At 58.5% G+C, this 20,014-nt stretch carries 10 protein-coding genes; 7 read left to right on the forward strand and 3 right to left on the reverse strand.

The features are described from left to right. Window positions 1-94: 94 nt before the first annotated feature. Window positions 95-2,941, reverse strand: a complete 2,847-nt coding sequence (gene rapA, locus ALO64_RS13430) for an RNA polymerase-associated protein RapA (RefSeq protein ID WP_044343457.1) — start codon at window positions 2,939-2,941, stop codon at window positions 95-97. A gap of 233 nt (window positions 2,942-3,174) precedes the next feature. On the opposite strand from rapA, the gene ALO64_RS13435 reads away from it, so the two are divergent. Both ALO64_RS13435 and ALO64_RS25695 read left to right on the forward strand, forming a co-directional pair. Next, window positions 3,175-3,516, forward strand: a complete 342-nt coding sequence (locus ALO64_RS13435; RefSeq protein ID WP_003363486.1) for a hypothetical protein — start codon at window positions 3,175-3,177, stop codon at window positions 3,514-3,516. A gap of 64 nt (window positions 3,517-3,580) precedes the next feature. Then, window positions 3,581-3,772 (forward strand): hypothetical protein, encoded by a 192-nt coding sequence (locus tag ALO64_RS25695; RefSeq protein ID WP_044343432.1) that lies wholly within the window; start codon window positions 3,581-3,583, stop codon window positions 3,770-3,772. A gap of 218 nt (window positions 3,773-3,990) precedes the next feature. Here ALO64_RS25695 and ALO64_RS13445 read toward each other — a convergent pair whose 3' ends face one another. Then, on the reverse strand, window positions 3,991-5,565 hold the full coding sequence (locus ALO64_RS13445; protein WP_044343431.1) for a pectate lyase family protein: 1,575 nt from the start codon (window positions 5,563-5,565) through the stop codon (window positions 3,991-3,993). Between the two features lie 169 nt (window positions 5,566-5,734). Beyond that, window positions 5,735-6,205 (reverse strand): MaoC family dehydratase, encoded by a 471-nt coding sequence (locus tag ALO64_RS13450; protein ID WP_002554796.1) that lies wholly within the window; start codon window positions 6,203-6,205, stop codon window positions 5,735-5,737. Window positions 6,206-6,573: 368 nt separating this feature from the next. Between ALO64_RS13450 and fadD2 the strand changes: the two genes are divergently transcribed. From fadD2 to ALO64_RS13475, 5 genes are all read left to right on the forward strand, one after another. Continuing rightward, on the forward strand, window positions 6,574-8,271 hold the full coding sequence (fadD2, locus tag ALO64_RS13455) for a long-chain-fatty-acid--CoA ligase FadD2 (protein WP_044343430.1): 1,698 nt from the start codon (window positions 6,574-6,576) through the stop codon (window positions 8,269-8,271). A gap of 353 nt (window positions 8,272-8,624) precedes the next feature. Further along, window positions 8,625-10,316, forward strand: a complete 1,692-nt coding sequence (gene fadD1, locus ALO64_RS13460) for a long-chain-fatty-acid--CoA ligase FadD1 (protein WP_002554794.1) — start codon at window positions 8,625-8,627, stop codon at window positions 10,314-10,316. 252 nt (window positions 10,317-10,568) lie between these two features. Continuing rightward, entirely contained in the window at window positions 10,569-14,480 is a 3,912-nt protein-coding gene (gene hrpA, locus ALO64_RS13465; RefSeq protein WP_044343429.1) for an ATP-dependent RNA helicase HrpA, read from the forward strand. A 241-nt stretch (window positions 14,481-14,721) separates the two neighbouring features. After that, window positions 14,722-15,843, forward strand: coding sequence for a beta-ketoacyl-ACP synthase III (locus ALO64_RS13470; protein ID WP_005779354.1), 1,122 nt, complete (start codon window positions 14,722-14,724; stop codon window positions 15,841-15,843). A gap of 120 nt (window positions 15,844-15,963) precedes the next feature. Continuing rightward, window positions 15,964-20,014 (forward strand): dermonecrotic toxin domain-containing protein (locus tag ALO64_RS13475; RefSeq protein WP_054991727.1); only part of this gene is annotated, 4,051 nt, incomplete at its 3' end.

Below are 20,014 nucleotides of genomic sequence, written 5' to 3' on the forward strand. Positions count from 1 at the left end.
ACGCTCCAGCGTGGGAATGCCGTGCGTGACGCTCTGCGTCACAAATCTGCGCCGCGCCGCACACTCAAGACCGGACGCGGAGCGTATCAAGGCTTCAACCCGCAACCAGTACCCGGATCGCTTCCAGGCGCAGGGCTGCTTTTTCAAGCATGGCCAAGCCTTGTTCGCGCTGGCTGCGCAGGGCGACCAGTTCACTGTCGCGCACGGTCGGGTTGACCGCTTGCAATGCCGTCAGGCGAGCCAGTTCCTCTTCAGTGTCGGCTGCCAGACGACGCTGTGCTTCGGCCACACGTTCTGCGTGTCTTGGGGTGATTTTCTCTTCGCCTGCATTGATTCTCGGGGTCAACTGGTCACGTTGCGCCTGGATGAACTTGTTGGCGCTGGCACGAGGCACGCTTTCGAGCTGATCATTGAGGGTGTTGAACGACACACGGCTCGACAGATCGTTGCCATTGGCGTCGAGCAGGCAACGCAGCGCGGCAGGAGGCAGGTAGCGCCCCAGCTGCAACGAGCGAGGAGCAACCACTTCGCTGACGTAGATCAGTTCCAGCAGGACAGTGCCCGGCTTGAGCGCCTTGTTCTTGATCAGTGCCATGGCGGTGTTGCCCATCGAGCCGGACAGCACGAGGTCCATACCGCCCTGAACCATCGGGTGCTCCCAGGTGATGAACTGCATGTCTTCGCGAGACAGCGCCTGATTGCGGTCGTAGGTGATGGTCACGCCTTCGTCGTCGCCGAGCGGGAAGCTGGCGTCGAGCATTTTCTCGCTAGGCTTGAGGATCAGGGCGTTTTCCGAATGGTCTTCGCTGTCGATGCCAAAGGCGTCGAACAGGGTCTCCATGTAGATCGGCAGGCTGAACTGATCGTCCTGTTCCAGAATGGCTTCAACCAGCGCTTCGCCTTCGCCGGCGCCGCCGGAATTGAGTTCCAGCAAGCGGTCGCGACCGGTGTGCAGTTCGCTTTCCAGGCGTTCGCGCTCGGTGCGGGCTTCGTCGATCAGACTTTGCCACTCGTCGTCGTCACCGCTTTCCAGCAGCGGCAGCAGGCGCGGGCCGAACTGATGCTGCAGGGCGTTGCCGGTCGGGCAGGTATTGAGGAACGCATTGAGCGCCTCGTGATACCACTGGAACAGGCGTGCCTGCGGGCTGGTTTCCAGGAAAGGTACGTGCAGCTCGATGGTGTGCTTCTGGCCGATCCGGTCCAGACGCCCGATACGCTGCTCCAGCAGGTCCGGGTGCGACGGCAGGTCGAACAGCACCAGATGGTGAGAGAACTGGAAGTTGCGGCCTTCGCTGCCGATTTCCGAGCAGATCAGGACCTGAGCGCCGAATTCTTCGTCTACAAAATAGGCCGCCGCGCGGTCGCGCTCAAGGATGTTCATACCCTCGTGGAAGACCGTGGCTGGAATGCCGGAACGCACGCGCAGCGCGTCTTCCAGGTCCATGGCGGTTTCGGCGTGGGCACAGATGACCAGCACCTTGACGCGCTTGAGCATTTTAAGCGTGTCGATCAGCCAGTCGACGCGTGGGTCGAAGCGCCACCAGCGCTCTTCTTCGCTGACTTCCGACTGCGACTGGAAGCTGACTTCCGGGTAAAGGTCGGCGTGTTCGCCAACCGGCAACTCAAGGTATTCCACAGGGCAGGGCAGCGGGTATTGATGCAGCTTGCGCTCCGGGAAGCCCTGCACGGCGGCACGGGTGTTGCGAAACAGCACGCGGCCGGTGCCGTGACGGTCCAGCAGTTCTCGAATCAGGCGCGCCTTGGCTTCGTCGTCGCCGGTATTCACGGCCGCCAGCAGGGAATCGCCTTCGGCACCCAGGAAGCCATGAATGGTTTTCTGTGCCGCAGCGGACAGCTTGCCCTTATCAAGCAACTCCTGAACGGCCTGAGCCACCGGACGGTAGTTCTCGCTTTCGGCGCGGAAGGCCTTGAGGTCGTGGAAACGGTTCGGGTCCAGCAGGCGCAGGCGGGCGAAGTGGCTGTCCTGACCCAGCTGTTCCGGGGTCGCGGTCAGCAGCAGTACGCCGGCAATGACTTCGGCCAGTTGTTCGACCAGCGAGTATTCGCGGCTGGCCTTGTCTTCGTGCCAGACCAGATGGTGGGCTTCGTCGACTACCATCAGGTCCCAGCCTGCCGCAAACAGGGCGTCCTGGGCTTTTTCGTCTTCGACCAGCCATTCCAGGGCAACCAGTGCAAGCTGGGTGTCTTCGAACGGGTTGCCTGCATCGCTTTCCATGAAGCGCTCGGCGTCGAACAGCGCGACCTGCAGGTTGAAGCGGCGACGCATTTCCACCAGCCACTGGTGCTGGAGGTTTTCCGGGACCAGAATCAGCACGCGGCTGGCGCGGCCCGACAGCAGTTGGCGATGGATCACCAGACCGGCTTCGATGGTTTTGCCCAGACCCACTTCGTCGGCCAGCAGAACGCGCGGCGCGATACGGTCCGCGACTTCGCGAGCGATGTGCAACTGGTGGGCGATAGGCTGTGCCCGCACGCCACCCAGGCCCCACAGCGAGGACTGCAATTGGCGGCTGGTGTGCTCCAGCGTGTTGTAGCGCAACGAAAACCAGGACAACTGGTCGATCTGGCCAGCGAACAGACGGTCGGTAGCCAGACGGAACTGGATGAAGTTCGACAGTTGGGTTTCCGGCAGTGTCACCACTTCGTTCTGCGCGTTCAGGCCGTGGTAGACCAGCAGGCCATCGACATCGTCGACTTCGCGAACGGTCATTTTCCAGTTTTCGAAGTGCGTGATCACGTCGCCAGGGGAGAAACGCACGCGGGTCAGCGGCGCATTACGCAGTGCGTACTGACGTGTTTCGCCAGTGGCCGGATAGAGCACGGTCAACAAGCGGCCGTCCTGTGCCAGAACGGTGCCCAAACCCAGCTCGGCTTCGCTGTCACTAATCCAGCGTTGCCCCGGTTGATACCGCTGCGCCATGCTGCCTGTCTCCCGCTTGAAAAAGCTGAGTATGTTAACGGAACACGCCCCGAAGGCCAAAGGCAGCGTGAAAAAACTCATGGTCAGCGCCGGAACCTATCGAATTTTTGGTTCCATGACACTTATTTCACTGAGAGGGGTCAAAAAAGATCTTATAAACCACCACTGGCTCTTTCAGCCCGGTTCAAGTTGCCTCGTGCACGGCCGAAACCCCGGTAAGAGGAGGTAAAACCATGCTGCAACCTATGCTTCCGTTAAGTGTGGTGCCTGTGACATCACAGCTGGATCCGGCCAAACGCATGCCGGACATTCCACCTGTAGCGCCGGTGCAGGAGAGCTCCAGCGAGACCTCCATCGACCTGCGCAATGAAGATACTGAACGCAGCGCGTTGCTGTTGCGTGAAGAGCAACAGCGCCAGCAGCAACAGCAGCAGGCTCATGGCGGCGGAGAAGCCGAGGAATACGTGGGACTGGTGGTCCCGGGTGATTCGCTGAACGCCGACAACACCGTACCCGTTGTACCGCTCATCGACGACGAGCCGCGCCAGGGGCTTTGGGTGGATATTCAGATCTGATTGCTGCACCGCCCAGGGCTGTACTGATCACGGGACTGGTCAGGGCTGCTGCGATTGAGCATTATTGGCCCTGATTTCCCGTGTTCGAGAACCGCAAGCCATGAGCGACGATGCACAACTGATCGACCTGGGTGCCGAGCGCGCCAAGCGTATCCACGATCTGAATGACAAGCGCCTCAATGAAGTGCGTAACGCCTTCGAACAGGCGATGCCATTGAGCAGCAAAAAACCGAAGAAAAAGCCCAAAAAACGCTGATCCAGCCGCCACACCCTTGATCTGATCAGTCTGGTTCAGCAACAGCTGATCTGGATCAACTCGCCGTTATGTTCGCTGCCTTAATCTTGCTCCATCGAATGCGTTGTGGGCGGACACGCGCCTGCATGCATTCAATGAGCACGCAAGGCACTTGGGGCGACTTCGGTCGCCCTTTTTTTCGTCTGCATGCCACGCCCTGCATCGGACGCCGGGCGCTATCAGCTCACGGTTTTGGCGCCGGCATTGGCCAAGTCATAGGCTCTGGCGGCTTCGGCGGTCTTGATGTCGCGCTGATAGCTGGGCGTCCAGGTGGTCACCGGTGACTTCTGGGTGAAGCTGACATTGCTGCCGATGTCCTTGAAGTGCGCATCGCCATAGTCATCCAGCGCGCCGGAGTTGCTGGCCTTGTTGGAAACATCCACGCCTTTTGCGAAATAGTTGGCCTGCGAGAGGATGGTCGCATCCCCCGTCGCGGTGAAGCCAAGATGGAAGTTGTCGATCGAGTTGTTGTAAACGTCAAAGTCGCCATGCCGCATCAGGCCGGGTGCCCGAACATCCAGGTTGCTGAACACATTGTTGGCGATGGTCATGCGCGGGTAACCCTTGTACTCGGCCTTGGCTTGAGCGGAGTCGTCCGGCTGACCGAGAATCACGCCATATTCGTTGTTCTGGAGTTTCGAGTTGGTCAGACTGACGTTGTCTGCCGTCCCGCCGACATAAAGCAGTTTGTCCAGGCCTTTGGCGTTCTGATCCTTGGTGCCTGAATAGGTGTTGTGATCGATCCAGTATTTCTGACCGCTGCTGATGAACATCTGCATGTCACCGTTTTCGCGATAACGGCTGTCGTGGTCGAAGTTCAGATTCTGGAAGATGTCATTGCTGGCGGTCTTGCCGCTGGCCAGGTAGATGTTGTGCAGGCTGTTGCCCTTGTCGGTACCCAGCAGGGTCTTGTTGGCGCCAAAGTTGATGGTCACCTTGCTGTCGGCAGACAGGTTGGCCCCCAGTTTGACGGTACGGGCTTTGTCGTCTTCCATGTACTTCTTGAGGTCCGCTACGGTATTGACCGTGACGACTTCGCCACCATTACCGCCGGTGGTGTTCGCCTGTTTGGCGAAGCCGACCATTCCGGACATGTCGGCCCCAGGACCGTTGCCCGCTCGGTGCGCGGGTTGCGCCACTTTTTCTGTGGTCTCAGATCTGTCTGTGGCGGTTGGCAACGTTTTGGCGGGCGCAGACTGATTGGCGGCTGGCGTATTGCCTTGGGCTGACGCCGAAGTGCGCGCCGTATCAGACGGCGCTGCTGTGGCGCTCTTTTGCAGCGAGACCGGTTTGTCGGTCGGATAATCGTTTTTCACCACGAACGGCTTTTCTGTGTTGCCGGACGATGACGGCGACCCTGAAGAGGGGGCTGATGAAGACTGAAGGGAGGTCGGCGCCTGTTCCCGTTCAGACGGTGCAGGTGCCGGTGTCGAGCCGTCCTGCTGATGCCCTTGTGATCTGGAAAACAGATCCTTGAGGATGGTGCGAATGGCTTCCACCAGCTTGTTCAGCAACAACTCAACGGGGTTTTCAGTTGCACCCGAGGCTGCGTTTGTAGCGGGCGTTTGCGCCCTGGAGCCAAGGCCATTGAACGACGACTGCAACCCTGTTGCCTGCTGCGGCGGTGCGAAGTCGACCAGCTTGCTGCCATTGCCGGACGTGACCTGAGGTGGCGGACTGTTATCGGCTTGCGGGTTTATGCCCTGGGTTGGCTGCCCGGAGACGGGATAATAATTTCGGGTGATCATATTCATGGGTGATTGCTCCGCCTGCAGGAATGAACGATTCGTGATCCGGATAAGGTAGCGCTGGTTTCCTGAGTGGAAAGCGCAGCCAAAACAGTTCCGAGGGCATCATGAATTTGTGTTCAGGTCAGCAGTGGAGCCCGGGCGCGGCCGCAGGTGCGCGCGCCGGTTCCGGGTATCAGCCGAAAGTGATCTCGGGCAATACGGTCAGGTCGACGGTCTGCTGCTTGCGCGGGGCGAGAATCTCGGCTTCGCCGTCTACAACCAGCTCATCGTTCTGATTGAAAACACGGGTGGCGATGCGCACGCGGAATTTCGGCAGTTTTTCCAGGATTTCCAGGCGCACAGTCAGGGTATCGCCCAGTTTCACCGGCTTCTGGAAGGTCATCTGCTGACCGATATAGATGGTGCCAGGGCCAGGCAACTTGCATGCAACCGCCGCACTGATCAGTGCGCCGCTGAACATGCCGTGGGCAATACGCTCCTTGAACATGGTCTTGGAGGCGTATTCGGCGTCCAGGTGGACCGGGTTGTGGTCTCCGGACATGGCGGCGAACAGTTGAATGTCACGCTCTTCCACTGTCTTGCTATAGCTGGCGGTCTGACCGACTTCAAGGGCTTCGTAAGGCGTGTTGGTGACTTGAGTCATGTGGCTGTCCTGACAATAAAAATGAATTGAAGCGTGCCGGTTCGTGCAATCCGACCTGGCCTTGATTTGTAACACTTGATGACCTGTCGCCGCCAATGCGCGGACAAGATCATTCAGACGCTTGCTGGCGCTCCCCGGATCACATTCAAGGCAAATAATAAGCAAACGCCATGTGAATACGGCTACTGAGCGATCGGGCAAGTATCTTTACCAGCCCGATTGCCGTGAGCAGTGTATCGCCGACGACAGATTTCAGTCTGAACAGAGACAAGATTCATGCTGCTGATGAGGCCCGGACGATCATTTGCCTGAGACACTTTAACTGCTAACGTCCGCCCAGACCCATGCAGGGAAAAAGGATAAAAATAATGCAAGCTGACTTCTGGGATGACAAGCGTCCGGCGGGTGTCGACGCCGAGGTGGATCTGCAAACCTACCAATCGGTCGTCGAGGTGTTCGAGCGCTGCTGCAGGAAATTCGCCGACCGGCCTGCGTTCAGCAACATGGGCGTGACGCTGACTTACGCGGAACTCGAGCGTCACTCCGCCGCCTTCGCCGCGTATCTACAGCAGCATACGCAACTGGTGCCGGGTGATCGCATTGCCGTACAGATGCCCAATATCCTGCAATATCCGATCGCCGTATTCGGTGCGATGCGCGCCGGTCTGACGGTGGTCAACACCAACCCGTTGTACACCGCACGCGAGATGCGCCATCAATTCAAGGACTCTGGTGCCAGAGCGCTGGTTTACCTCAACCTGTTCGGCAAGCTGGTGCAGGAAGTGCTGCCGGACACGGCCATCGAATACCTGATCGAAGTAAAAATGGGCGACATGCAGTCGGCGGCCAAGGGCTGGCTGGTCAATACCCTTGTCGACAAGGTCAAGAAGATGGTCCCCGAATTCCATCTGCCTCAGGCCGTCGGCTTCAAGCGCGCGCTGCGCCTGGGGCGCGAGAGCCGCATGCAGGTCGTACCGCGAGGTCTGCAGGATGTTGCCGTTCTGCAATACACCGGTGGCACCACGGGGCTGGCCAAAGGCGCGATGCTCACCCATGGCAATCTGGTCGCCAACATGCAGCAAGTCTATGCCTGCATGCGCCAGCAAGGACCGCAAGGCGGATCGCTGTTTGAAGAGGGCAAGGAGGTGATGATTGCGCCGTTGCCGCTCTATCACATCTATGCGTTCACGGCGAACTGCATGTGCATGATGATCAGCGGCAATCACAACATCCTGATCACCAACCCTCGCGATATCGGCGGCTTCATCAAGGAGCTGGGCAAGTGGCGCTTCACTGCCATGATCGGCCTCAACACGCTGTTCGTGGCGCTCATGAACCACCCGGAATTCAAGAATCTGGATTTCTCGGCGCTGAAAAGCACCAACTCCGGTGGCACTGCACTGGTCAAGGCCACGGCCGAGCGCTGGGCGCAGATCACCGGCTGCACGATCGTCGAAGGTTACGGCCTGACCGAGACGTCGCCTGTCGCCAGCGCCAATCCCTATGGCGCCCTGGCACGCCTGGCACGCCTGGGAACCGTGGGCATGTCCGTGCCCGGCACCGCGATGAAAGTCATTAATGACGATGGCATCGAGTTGCCTTTCGGCGAGCGTGGCGAGCTGTGTATCAAGGGGCCGCAGGTCATGAAAGGCTACTGGAACCAGCCTGATGCCACGGCCGAATGCCTGGACGCCGAAGGCTGGTTCAAGACCGGTGACATTGCCGTGATTGGCGCTGACGGGTTCGTCAGTATCGTCGACCGCAAGAAAGACTTGATCATCGTGTCCGGCTTCAACGTCTACCCCAATGAAATCGAAGACGTGGTCATGGCCCATCCGAAAGTCGCCAACTGCGCCTGTATCGGCGTGCCGGACGAGCGCTCGGGGGAGGCCGTGAAGCTGTTCGTGGTGGCGCGAGACCCGCAGCTGAGCATTGAAGAGCTCAAGGCCTTCTGCAAAGAGAATTTCACCGGCTACAAGGTGCCCAGACAGATCGTTCTGCGTGATTCATTGCCGATGACTCCGGTGGGCAAGATTCTGCGACGCGAGCTTCGGGACATCGCCTGACCCTTTAATCGTCTCCATGTGTGTACCTGGCCCCGTTTGCAGAACGCTGTAAACGGGGTCAGTTTTTTTCGGAAACAGGCGATTATATTGATTGGCCGCTCTGTTTCGGTACTTTCGGCGTGATGATGAAAATTTATTAAATGAATTTAAAGTGACTGTTTGTTAGTTTCTGGTCGTATTGGTGACTGTGTGGCCTGCTTCTGCCTCTAGTCGGCCTTTGGCAAAGCTGCTACTCTCGGCGCGCTTTTTGATCAGTCATAAAGCGAAAAAGCGTCTACTGCATAATTCCAAGCACAAGAAAATCATCGCTTCAGGCGATGTGAAGAATTCGCTATCGCTACGGAGCCGACTGAATGATTGATAACTTCTGGAAGGACAAGTACCCGTCCGGTATCCCTGCCGATATCAACCCCGACGAGTACCCTAACGTCCAGGCGGTCCTGAAGCAGTCCTGCCAGCGCTTCGCCGACAAGCCGGCGTTCAGCAACCTGGGCAAGACCATCACCTACGGCGAGCTGTATGAGCTGTCCGGCGCTTTTGCCGCCTGGATTCAGCAACATACCGACCTGCAGCCGGGTGACCGTATCGCCGTGCAGCTACCCAACGTATTGCAGTACCCGATTGCCGTCTTCGGTGCGATTCGCGCCGGGCTGATCGTGGTCAACACCAACCCGCTGTACACCGCGCGGGAAATGGAACACCAGTTCAACGACTCCGGTGCCAAGGCGCTGGTGTGTCTGGCAAACATGGCCCATCTGGCCGAGAAGGTCGTACCCAAGACGCAGATCAGGCAGGTGATTGTCACCGAAGTGGCCGACATGCTGTCGCCGTTCAAGCGCTTGCTGATCAATAGCGTCATCAAGTACGTGAAGAAGATGGTCCCGGCCTATCACTTGCCCAAGGCCATCAAATTCAACGATGTGCTTGGCAAGGGCCGTGGTCAGCCAGTGACCGACGTGTCGCCCGGCAGCGCCGATGTTGCCGTGCTGCAGTACACCGGCGGCACCACCGGGGTGGCCAAGGGGGCAATGCTGACGCACCGCAACCTGATCGCCAACATGCTGCAATGCCGCGCGCTGATGGCGTCAAATCTGGGCGAAGGCTGTGAAATCATCATCACGCCGCTGCCGCTGTATCACATCTATGCCTTCACCTTTCATTGCATGGCGATGATGCTGCTTGGCAATCACAACATCCTGATCAGCAACCCTCGTGACCTGCCGGCCATGGTCAAGGAGCTTTCGAAATGGAAGTTCAGCGGCTTTGTCGGCCTTAACACGCTGTTTGTGGCCCTGTGCAATAACGAGGGTTTCCGCAACCTCGACTTTTCGGCGTTGAAAGTTACCCTGTCCGGCGGCATGGCCCTGCAGCAGTCCGCTGCCGAACGCTGGAAGCAGGTCACTGGCTGCCAGGTCTGCGAAGGCTATGGCATGACCGAGACCAGCCCAGTGGCTACGGTCAATCCCGCTAAAGACGTGCAGATGGGCACTATCGGTATTCCTGTGCCGTCGACGCTGTGCAAGGTTATCGACGATGCTGGCAACGAGCTGGCGTTCGGTGAAACCGGCGAGTTGTGCATCAAGGGCCCTCAGGTCATGAAAGGCTACTGGAAGCGCCAGGAAGCCACCGATGAAATGCTCGACAGTGATGGCTGGCTCAAGACCGGTGACATCGCAATCATCCAGCCCGATGGCTACATCCGGATTGTCGATCGCAAGAAAGACATGATTCTGATCTCCGGTTTCAACGTATACCCCAACGAACTGGAAGACGTGCTGGCCACGCTCCCGGGCGTGTTGCAATGCGCGGCGATCGGCGTGCCGGACGAGAAGTCAGGCGAAACCATCAAGGTTTTCGTCGTGGCCAAACCGGGCGTTACCCTCACCAAGGAACAGGTCATGGAGCACATGCGCGCCAACCTGACCGGCTACAAGGTGCCGCGTAGCGTGGAATTCCGGGAGGTTCTGCCCACTACCAACGTCGGCAAGATCCTGCGTCGCGAGCTGCGTGATGAGGAATTGAAGAAGCTGGGCGTGAAGAAGTAGGGCGGAGCGCCGCACGATAGTTGCGATTATCGTTCCGCACGCTCCAGCGTGGGAATGCAGGTCTCGACGCTCTGCGTCGCAAGAGGACGCGGAGCGTCCGGTATTTCGTACCTCATACTTTGTTGTAATTGAGCAGTGCTGCCGGCAAACCATGACCGCGATGGATAGCCTGGCATTCAGGCCATTCGTCACGACCCGCCACAATCTGCGACAATCCGCACCTGCCATTTGAAAAAAGACCCTGCGCGCCTGATGACCGACGAATCGCCCTCTATCGACCAACTTCTGAAAAACCTCGACCAAGCGATGATCAGCGAACGTCATCGCCTGCGCCTTCAGTTGCATGACCTGCGCAAAAAGCCTGACGAGGCGAAGCTGGCGCAGTGGGTAGCGCGGGTTCAAGCCTCCTGTGCGCAGGTGACGGCGCGGCGTGAGAGCGTGCCGACGATCCGTTATGACGACAACCTGCCCATCGCCGCCAAACGCGATGAGATCAAGGAGGCCTTGCTCAAGCATCAGGTGCTGATCATTGCCGGTGAAACCGGCTCCGGCAAGACCACCCAATTGCCGAAAATCTGCCTGGAAATCGGTCGCGGCCAGCACGGTCTGATCGGCCATACCCAGCCGCGCCGGATCGCCGCACGCAGCGTGGCCAGCCGGGTGGCCGATGAGCTGGGCACACCGCTGGGCGCGCTGGTCGGTTATCAGGTGCGCTTTGAAGATCAGAGCGACAGCAACACGCTGATCAAGCTGATGACCGACGGTATTCTGCTGGCCGAAACCCAGCATGATCGCTTTCTTGAGCGCTACGACACGATCATCGTCGACGAAGCCCACGAAGGCAGCCTGAACATCGACTTCCTGCTGGGTTACCTGAAAACCCTGCTGCCGCGTCGTCCGGACCTGAAAGTCATCATCACCTCCGCGACCATCGACCTGCAGCGCTTTTCCGAGCACTTCAACGATGCGCCGGTGATCGAAGTGTCCGGGCGTACCTTCCCTGTCGACCTCTGGTACCGCCCGCTGACCAGCGAGCAGGACGAGGAAGGCAACAGCGTCGAAGAAGACCTGACAGTCGATCAGGCCATTCTGGCCACGCTGGATGAGCTGGCGTCCTTTGAGCGTAGCGAGCGCAAGAGCCCGGGCGACGTGCTGGTGTTTCTGCCCGGCGAACGCGAGATTCGCGATGCCGCCGAGGTACTGCGCAAGGCGCAGCTCAGGCACACCGAAATTCTGCCGCTGTACGCACGCCTTTCGCCTGCCGAACAGCAGCGTATCTTTCAGTCCCATCCGGGTCGTCGTGTGGTGCTGGCCACCAACGTGGCCGAAACCTCGCTGACCGTGCCGGGCATCCGCTATGTGATCGATACCGGTACTGCACGCATCAGCCGCTATAGCTATCGCGCCAAGGTCCAGCGCCTGCCGATCGAAGCCGTGTCGCAGGCCAGCGCCAACCAGCGCAAAGGCCGTTGCGGGCGCGTCGAGCCCGGTTTGTGCGTGCGTCTGTACAGCGAGGAAGATTTCAACGGTCGACCTGAATTCACCGACCCCGAGATACTGCGCACCAACCTGGCAGCGGTCATCCTGCAGATGCTGCACCTGCGTCTGGGTGAGATCACCGATTTCCCGTTCATCGAGCCGCCGGATGGCAAGGCGATCAGCGACGGCTTCAACCTGTTGCAGGAGCTGTCGGCAGTCAATCGCGAAAATCAGCTGACCCCGCTGGGCCGTCAACTGGCGCGCCTGCCAGTGGATCCGCGCATGGGTCGCATGCTTCTGGAAGCTGCGAAGCAGGGCAGCCTGCAGGAAGTCTTGATCGTGGCCAGTGCCATGTCCGTGCAGGATGTGCGTGAGCGTCCACCCGAGCGTCAGCAGGCGGCTGATCAGGCCCATGCGCAATGGAAAGACGCCGACTCGGACTTCGCCGGGCTGGTCAATCTGTGGCGCGGTTTTGAAGAGCAGCGCCAGACCCTGACGGCCAGCCCGCTGCGTAACTGGTGCAGGCGCAATTTCCTGAATTACCTGCGCCTGCGCGAGTGGCGTGATTCCCATCGACAGCTGAGCCTGATCTGCCGCGATCTGCAACTGACGGTCAACAAGGAACCGGCCGATTACCCGAAATTCCACAAGGCCATTCTTTCTGGTCTGCTGAGTCAGATCGGGCAAAAGGCCGACGAGGGTGACTACCTTGGCGCACGGCAGCGGCGCTTCTGGATTCACCCGTCTTCCGGGCTCGGCAAGAAGCGCCCGCAGTGGTTGATGACCGCTGAGCTGGTGGAAACCACCAAGCTGTACGCGCGCATGGTGGCCAAGATCGATTCGGACTGGATCGAGCCGCTGGCTGGCCACCTGATCAAGAAAAATCATTTCGAGCCGCACTGGGAGAAGAAGCGCGGGCAGGTCGTAGCGTTCGAGCAGATTACGCTGTTCGGCCTGATCGTGGTTGGTCGCCGTCCGGTGCATTACGGGCCGATTGACCCGGTGGTGTCGCGCGAGCTGTTCATTCGCGAAGGTCTGGTGCGCGGTGACATCCTGTCGCGGGCCAAATGCCTGAGTGCCAATACCCGCCTGCTGGAGCAGCTCGATGAGCTGGAGGCCAAGGCTCGACGTCGCGATATTCTGGCTGACGAAGACACCTTGTTCAGCTTCTATGAAGCGCGAATCCCGGCCGAGATTCATCAGACGGCCACGTTCGACAGTTGGTACAAGACTGAAAGCCAGAAGAACCCGCAACTGCTGATCATGCGCGAAGAGGATGTGCTGGCCCGCGAGGCCAGTGAAGTTACCGCCGCGCAGTATCCGGATACCTTGCACCTGGGCGACCTCAGTCTGTCGCTGAGTTACCACTTCGAGCCCAACCACCCACGTGACGGCGTGACCTTGCGCGTCCCTGCGCCCCTGTTGCTGTCGCTGCCTGCCGAGCGCCTGGAGTGGCTGGTGCCGGGCTTGCTCGAGACCAAGAGCATTGCGCTGGTGCGCAACCTGCCCAAAGCGGTGCGCAAGAACTTCGTGCCGGTCCCGGATTTCATCAAGGCCGCGTTGCAACGTATTACCTTCGGCGAGGGCTCATTGCCCCAGGCGCTGGGGCGTGAGCTTCTGCGCATGACCGGCGTGCGGGTCAGCGAAGAGGGCTGGGCTGAAGCCGCGCAGCAGCTTGAAGGCCACCTGAAGATGAACCTGGAAATCGTCGATGGCAGCGGCAAGTTTCTCGGTGAGGGTCGTGATCTGGCCGAGCTGACGGCGCGCTTTGCCGAGGCGAGCCAGGCTGCACTGGCCGTACCTCAAACCGCGAAAAGCCAGCAGCCGGTGCAGGCCAAGGCCTTTGCTGCGGTGGCGCAAAAGACTCAGCAGAACATCGCCGGGTTGTCGATGACGGTTTATCCCGCGTTGGTCGAAGAGGGCGGAGCGGTCAAGGAAGGCCGGTTCTCCACGCAGGCCGAAGCTGAATATCAGCATCGCCGTGCTTTGCAGCGTTTGTTGCTGCAACAGCTGGCTGAACCGGCGAAGTTCCTGCGTAACAAACTGCCGGGGCAGACCGAGCTGGCCTTGTTGCACCGCGAGCTGGGCCGCATCGATGCGTTGATAGAGGACATCCTGCTGGCCAGCCTCGACAGTTGCGTGCTGGAAGGTGAAGCCGAGTTGCCGCGCGACGGTGCCGGCCTGTTGTCGCTGGCTGAGCGCAAGCGCGCCGACTGGACCGAACACGCCGAACGGCTGGCGAAGCTGACGCTGGAGATTCTCAAGCTGTGGCACGGACTGCAAAAGCGCTTCAAAGGCAAGATTGATTTGTCTCAGGCGGTTGCCCTCAACGATATCAAGGCGCAACTGAGCAAACTGGTGTACCCCGGTTTCGTGCGTGAAACCCCGGCGGTGTGGCTCAAGGAACTGCCGCGCTACCTGAAGGCTATCGAGATGCGTCTGGAAAAACTGCCAGGTCAGGTGCAGAAAGACCGGGTGTGGAGCATCGAGCTGGCAGGCCTGTGGACGCAATACCAGACACGTGCCGACAAGCACGCCCTGGAAGGCAAGCGCGACCCGGAACTGGCGCTGTATCGCTGGTGGATGGAGGAGTACCGCGTGTCGCTGTTCGCTCAGCAGTTAGGCACCAAAATGCCGGTGTCGGACAAACGGTTGAGCAAGCAGTGGAGTCAGGTGGAGGGCTGATCCTGCGTCGGCCCTCAGCACAGTCAATTGTCGCTATCAGGCCTATATTCATTGGCCCGATAGCGCCAAAACCGGGCTCTGTGGCACACTCCGCGCCTGTCTTCACCGTGTCATGAAATGCTGCTCTCTGTTGCGGGCAGCTTTTACAGTCGCACTGGTACGTTGGTCCCAAAAACAGAGGGCCTCCGAACACCGTGCCTGAGCAGGTGTTTACCTGCAACTCAATAAGAGAGGAACGACCGTGCACAACGTCGTCATCAGTGGCACAGGCCTGTTTACCCCGGCCAACAGCATCTCCAACGAAGAGCTGGTGCAGTCTTTCAATGCCTATGTCGCACAGTTCAACAGCGATAACGCAGCGGCTATCGAACGTGGTGAAGTGGAAGCACTCAGTGAATCCAGCGCCGCGTTCATCGAAAAAGCATCGGGCATCAAAAGCCGCTTTGTCATGGATAAACAAGGCATTCTCGACCCGCAGCGCATGAAGCCCAACCTGCCGGAGCGCGGCAATGATGAATGGTCGATCCTCTGCCAGATGGGGGTTGCTGCGGCCGAGCAGGCTTTGCAACGTGCAGGCAAAACCGCTGCCGATATCGACGGTGTAATCGTTGCCTGCTCCAACTTGCAGCGCGCCTATCCGGCGATTTCCATTGAGATTCAGGAAGCGCTGGGTGTCGCGGGCTATGGTTTCGACATGAACGTGGCCTGTTCTTCGGCCACCTTCGGTATCCAGGCAGCCTGCAACAGCGTGCAATTGGGGCAGGCCCGCGCCTTGCTGGTGATCAGTCCGGAAATCTGCACCGCGCACCTTAATTTCCGTGACCGTGACAGCCATTTCATTTTTGGCGACGGGGCCACAGCCGTTGTGGTCGAGCGCGCGGATCTCGCCACCTCGCCTTACCAGTTCGATATCGTCAGTACTCGTTTGTTGACCAAATTCTCCAACAACATCCGCAACAATTTCGGTTTCCTCAACCGTACCTCGGACGAGGGCCAGAATGCGCCGGACAAGCTGTTTGTGCAGGAAGGCCGCAAGGTGTTCCGCGAGGTCTGCCCGATGGTGGCCGAGCTGGTCGCGGCGCATTTGCAGGACAACGGTATCAACATCACTGACGTCAAACGCTTCTGGCTGCATCAGGCCAACCTGAGCATGAACCAGTTGATCGTCAAGAAGCTGCTGGGTCGTGATGCCACCGTAGAGGAAGCGCCGGTGATTCTCGACACCTACGGTAACACCAGCTCGGCAGGCTCGGTCATTGCGTTTCATACCTATCAGGATGACTTGCCCGAGGGCGCGCTGGCCGTGCTCAGCTCGTTCGGTGCCGGCTACTCGATTGGCAGCGTGATTCTGCGCAAGCGCTGATTGCGCTTTACTGTCAGCGTCTGCATATCAGACGCTGCCTGTCATATCCCGTTATGTAACCTGCACCCCGGCGGATCTTTATTGTGTTGGCTTTTTACGAAGCCATCACGAGTATCGATCATGTTTACCGCCTACACCACGTCTGGAACGCCAGCCTCGCCTGGTTCCCTGCCTTCCTCACGACAACTCGACTCTGCGCCATTCGACGTTGAGCATCCAAATGCCGGATTCATCAGAGGCAGCCTGCCTGACTGGTATTTGAACGCCCCGGCGACCTTGCGCCAGGCACTGCACGCCAGTCATCAGAAAACCCTGCGTTCCACGCATGCGCTTGGGCCCGTTCGCAATCGTCTTTTATCAGCACAAGCATTCGCAGCGCCTCTGCTGACGCAAGCGTTTTTCGAACGCTTCGAACTTCCCTTGGATGTCGAAGCCTTTCAACTGATGACTTGGCGTTATGACGGTTCCTGGAAGCCGAATCCCCTTGAACAGACGCTGTTGCAGGCCGCCTTGCAGAACTTCGCCTCCAGTAACCGAAGCCGCTTCGATCCGTACTCGGCAATACTTCGTACTGGAGGCCTGCGTTACTGGCTTATCGACAGTGCTCAGCGCAGGTACAAGGTGGAATACAAGGACCGTCTTGATATCGACCTTGAGCAATTCGCTGATTTTTGTCATGAACTGGATCTTGGTGGCCAGTATCAGGCGCATCTGGACAGTGTATTCAAGCCTTCCACGCCAGGCGCTGCGAAAGCGGTTGCCACTGTTTTTATCGACGGTGAGCGCGATGCTGTCGAGGTGCTTGCGCACATTGCCATGATGAAGGGCGATATCAGCGAAGCCGCTTACCAGATGCTGTTGAGCGTAGTGAAGCCCGACGTCCATGCGCAATGGGGGGGCAGGGGGTTGCGCTATTGTCAGTTGCATATGCTCGATACCTACGCTTTTTCGGGCTGCCTGTTACACGGGGCTTTGCTGATTCAGCAGGATATTGCTGACCCTGACAGTGGGCCTTGTCTTGTCTATATGCCTTCAGAGCCGTCACACCCGCTCAAACAGTTCGCGTCACTCCGGGCTTTCAACGACAGCCTCGTGGCAGCGCTCGACAGTGACAGTTACAGGCGCTATTTCAGCCGCTTCGTCAGCCTTGGCCAAAGTCCGGAGTTTTTTGCGAAGCTGAAATCGCGGCTCTACCCGGTCCAGGAACACACGCTGGACGTCAATGCCGACCTGGTGTTGCAGGCGCAGCCATTTTCCAAGCCCACGTTCGAGTTGCTTTACGACCACCTGCTGGCCAAAACCTACGTTGATTCACGGACCATAGCGGTGCCGTCTGCGCAGGCTGATCAGCTAGCCAGGGATGCGCTGATCGACAACCTGAAAAACAGTGGCATGGACATACTCAATGCGGCCGGGCTCTTTGTGCCTGTGCTGGGTGAAGTCATGGCCGTGGTTGCTCTCTATCAGATTGTCCGCGAAGCGTTCGTTGCCTACGAAGACTGGACGCACGGGGAAGTGGAAGAGGCCATGCAACATGTTTATAACATCGCCGAAAACGTCGCTCAGACAGTGGTGGTGGGCAGCGTCATTGGCGCGCTCGATCGGCTGGAACCGTCGATGTTTATCGAAAGCCTGGTGCAGAAGAGGGTGGATGGATCGGTTCGTCTTGGAAAGCCGACTGTTGGCGGTTATGCGGATACGGTTACGGTGCCTGACGGTTTGCGTGCCAATCCGCTGGGGCTTTACGAATTCGACAGCAAGACGTGGCTGCCAATGAACGGCAAGCTGTACCGCGTTGAAGCAGACGCAACCGGAAAAAACTGGCGTATCAGGCACCCGCAGGATCAGCACGCCTACTCGCCTAAGCTTGAGCACAACGGGGCCGGTGCCTGGCGTCACGAGTGGGAAAACCCCATGGGCTGGGATGAAGTCACAGCGTTCAGGCGGCTTAATGTGACGTGTGATGCGTTCACCGAAGAAGAGATCTCGCGGGTCTTGAGCATTACGGGCAGCAACGAGGCGTTGTTGCGTCAGATACATGTCGAAAGTCACCCGCTTCCAGCTCTTCTGAGAGATGCCATCCAGCGCATGGAAATCGAGCGGGGCTTGCAAGCCTGCATAGACGCCCTCAAGGCAGAAGAGTCCTCGCCAGTGCCTGTCACTCATATCGAGCCATGGATGAAGCTGCTGGTGTCGTCGCCGCACTGGCACAAGAGCCGAGGGTTGTTAGTGTTAGACGCAGACGGAACCATGCTCGACGCCTGGAACGTGGGGGCGCATATGACATTTTCATCCAGTGTCGTGGGCGCGACAGAAGACCTCACGCAGACGCTCGGCCAATTGCTGGAAGGGCTGACACCCGATGAAGTCAGTCATCTGACGGGAACCGGCGGTGCAGATAAAACTTCGCAGGTTCAAGGTTTCAAACGTTATCTGGCCGACTGTGCGCAACTTCACATGGGGCCGTTGCTTGACGAGGTTTATGCACTGCACAACCGCAGCAGTGAGCCGCTGGTCAAACTGATTCAACGCGATTTCAGCAGTGTGCCGGACAGCATCGCTTTGGAACTCATCGAGATGGCGAGCGATGCAGACACCGCACTGATGATCTCGGAAAAACGTATCCCTCTTGAGCTTGCCGAGCATGCTCGTGAGTATCAGCAGCAACTGCGAATAAACAGGGCCATCGAAGGCTTCTACCGACGCTCGTCGGGTAATCCGGACACCTGTGCGACTGGGCTTGGCATGTTGCCGTACACGCCGGGCTGGCGTGGCGACGTTTCAATCGATCTGCTGAAAGACACGCTGGAGGGCGATGAGATCGCGAGCCTTGAAAGTGACCAGACGACTGTCGTGCATCGGGTTCTGATCAGAACCGAAGAGGTATTTCAGCCCTTCAATCAGTTGGGTGAGTCTATAGGTGAGGCTGGTCAGAGCTTTTTCAGTGCTCTGCTGAACGCGCTTCCTGATGACGTGCGTGTCAACATCGAATTGCCAGTGAATGCGGATGAGCAGCACCTGCGCAGTCTTTTGTGTCGTATCGCATCTGACAGACGCGACCGGATAGCGGAAATCCTGCAGTTGCAGCCGATCAAGCCTGGCATCAAATGGCCGCAACGACTGCACGATGGCCGTGTGGGTTACCCCCTGAGCGGACGTTTGCGTGGCCTCTTCCGCAGGCTTGGGATTGGTGCGCCCAGCCACTCGCCAGAGCTTGCGGTAAAAAGCCTGTATCCGGATTTTTCCGAAGAGCAGGTTACGACGTTTCTTCAGGCTCTGCGTGCAGAGCACACAGGTTCTGCCTCGCAATTGACGAACTTTGTGCGACAAAGGCTGCAAGGCCTCGCTCAGGAATTGAGCACTTTGCAAACCGGCCTGGACAGCTGGGTACTGCAAGCTGAGCCCTCGTCACTGCTTAGACCGAGGGCAATCGCGGCGTTGCGAATTCGCAATTGCTGGAGGCACCTGAGCGCTCACTGCAGAAACTATCAGGGTGAGTTTTTGGGGTATTCGCTTGATCTGGAGGGTCTACGGATAGGAAACATGCTGCAGGTATTGGCTGACTTCAGTCATGTGGCGGTTTTAAACGCTCGAAACATGCGGCTTACCCATTTACAGGCTGATGTATTACTTAAGCATTTCAGCAACCTGCATTCATTGAGCCTGGATTTCAATGCGCTGCAATCCCTGCCAGAGTCGATAGGGCGGATGACTCGACTCAGAGAGTTGTCACTCAGACACAACCCGTTGGTCTGGACCGACCAGTGCAACGCCGGTTTGCGCAATCTGAGCCGACTGGAAGTTCTGGACCTCAGTTTTTGCTCGCTTGGGCGGAGCACGCGGCTGAGTCCGCTCAACGCACTGCGCATGCTTTTTTTACGTTCTACAGGTATTGAAAGGGTGCCAGAGTGGAACTGGCGCAGTTCTGATCTGATGCTTCTCGACCTTCGTGACAACCATATCTCGGACATAACTACCCAGGCGCTCGCCCTTATTGATCGCTCCCTCAGCGATAATCGTCTGAATATACATTTGAATGGTAATCCGCTGAGTGTGCAGACGCATGAACGGATCAGAGTGCTGCGTGAGCAACGGTATCAGTCCCGTTTGGGTATCAGCCATAACCGCTTGTTGCATCAGGAAACGCCTGCCCTTAAGGAGACGCTGAACA

It is taken from the genome of Pseudomonas meliae, from assembly GCF_001400515.1.
In the GTDB taxonomy this organism is placed as follows: Bacteria; Pseudomonadota; Gammaproteobacteria; order Pseudomonadales; family Pseudomonadaceae; genus Aquipseudomonas; species Aquipseudomonas amygdali.

What these genes read in the sequence shown, in the direction of transcription:
- rapA (WP_044343457.1), bottom strand. Translation starts at nt 2,941, where the DNA reads ATGGCGCAGCGGTATCAACCGGGGCAACGCTGGATTAGTGACAGCGAA.
- ALO64_RS13435 (WP_003363486.1), top strand. Translation starts at nt 3,175, where the DNA reads ATGCTGCAACCTATGCTTCCGTTAAGTGTGGTGCCTGTGACATCACAG.
- ALO64_RS13445 (WP_044343431.1), bottom strand. Translation starts at nt 5,565, where the DNA reads ATGAATATGATCACCCGAAATTATTATCCCGTCTCCGGGCAGCCAACC.
- ALO64_RS13450 (WP_002554796.1), bottom strand. Translation starts at nt 6,205, where the DNA reads ATGACTCAAGTCACCAACACGCCTTACGAAGCCCTTGAAGTCGGTCAG.
- fadD2 (WP_044343430.1), top strand. Translation starts at nt 6,574, where the DNA reads ATGCAAGCTGACTTCTGGGATGACAAGCGTCCGGCGGGTGTCGACGCC.
- fadD1 (WP_002554794.1), top strand. Translation starts at nt 8,625, where the DNA reads ATGATTGATAACTTCTGGAAGGACAAGTACCCGTCCGGTATCCCTGCC.
- hrpA (WP_044343429.1), top strand. Translation starts at nt 10,569, where the DNA reads ATGACCGACGAATCGCCCTCTATCGACCAACTTCTGAAAAACCTCGAC.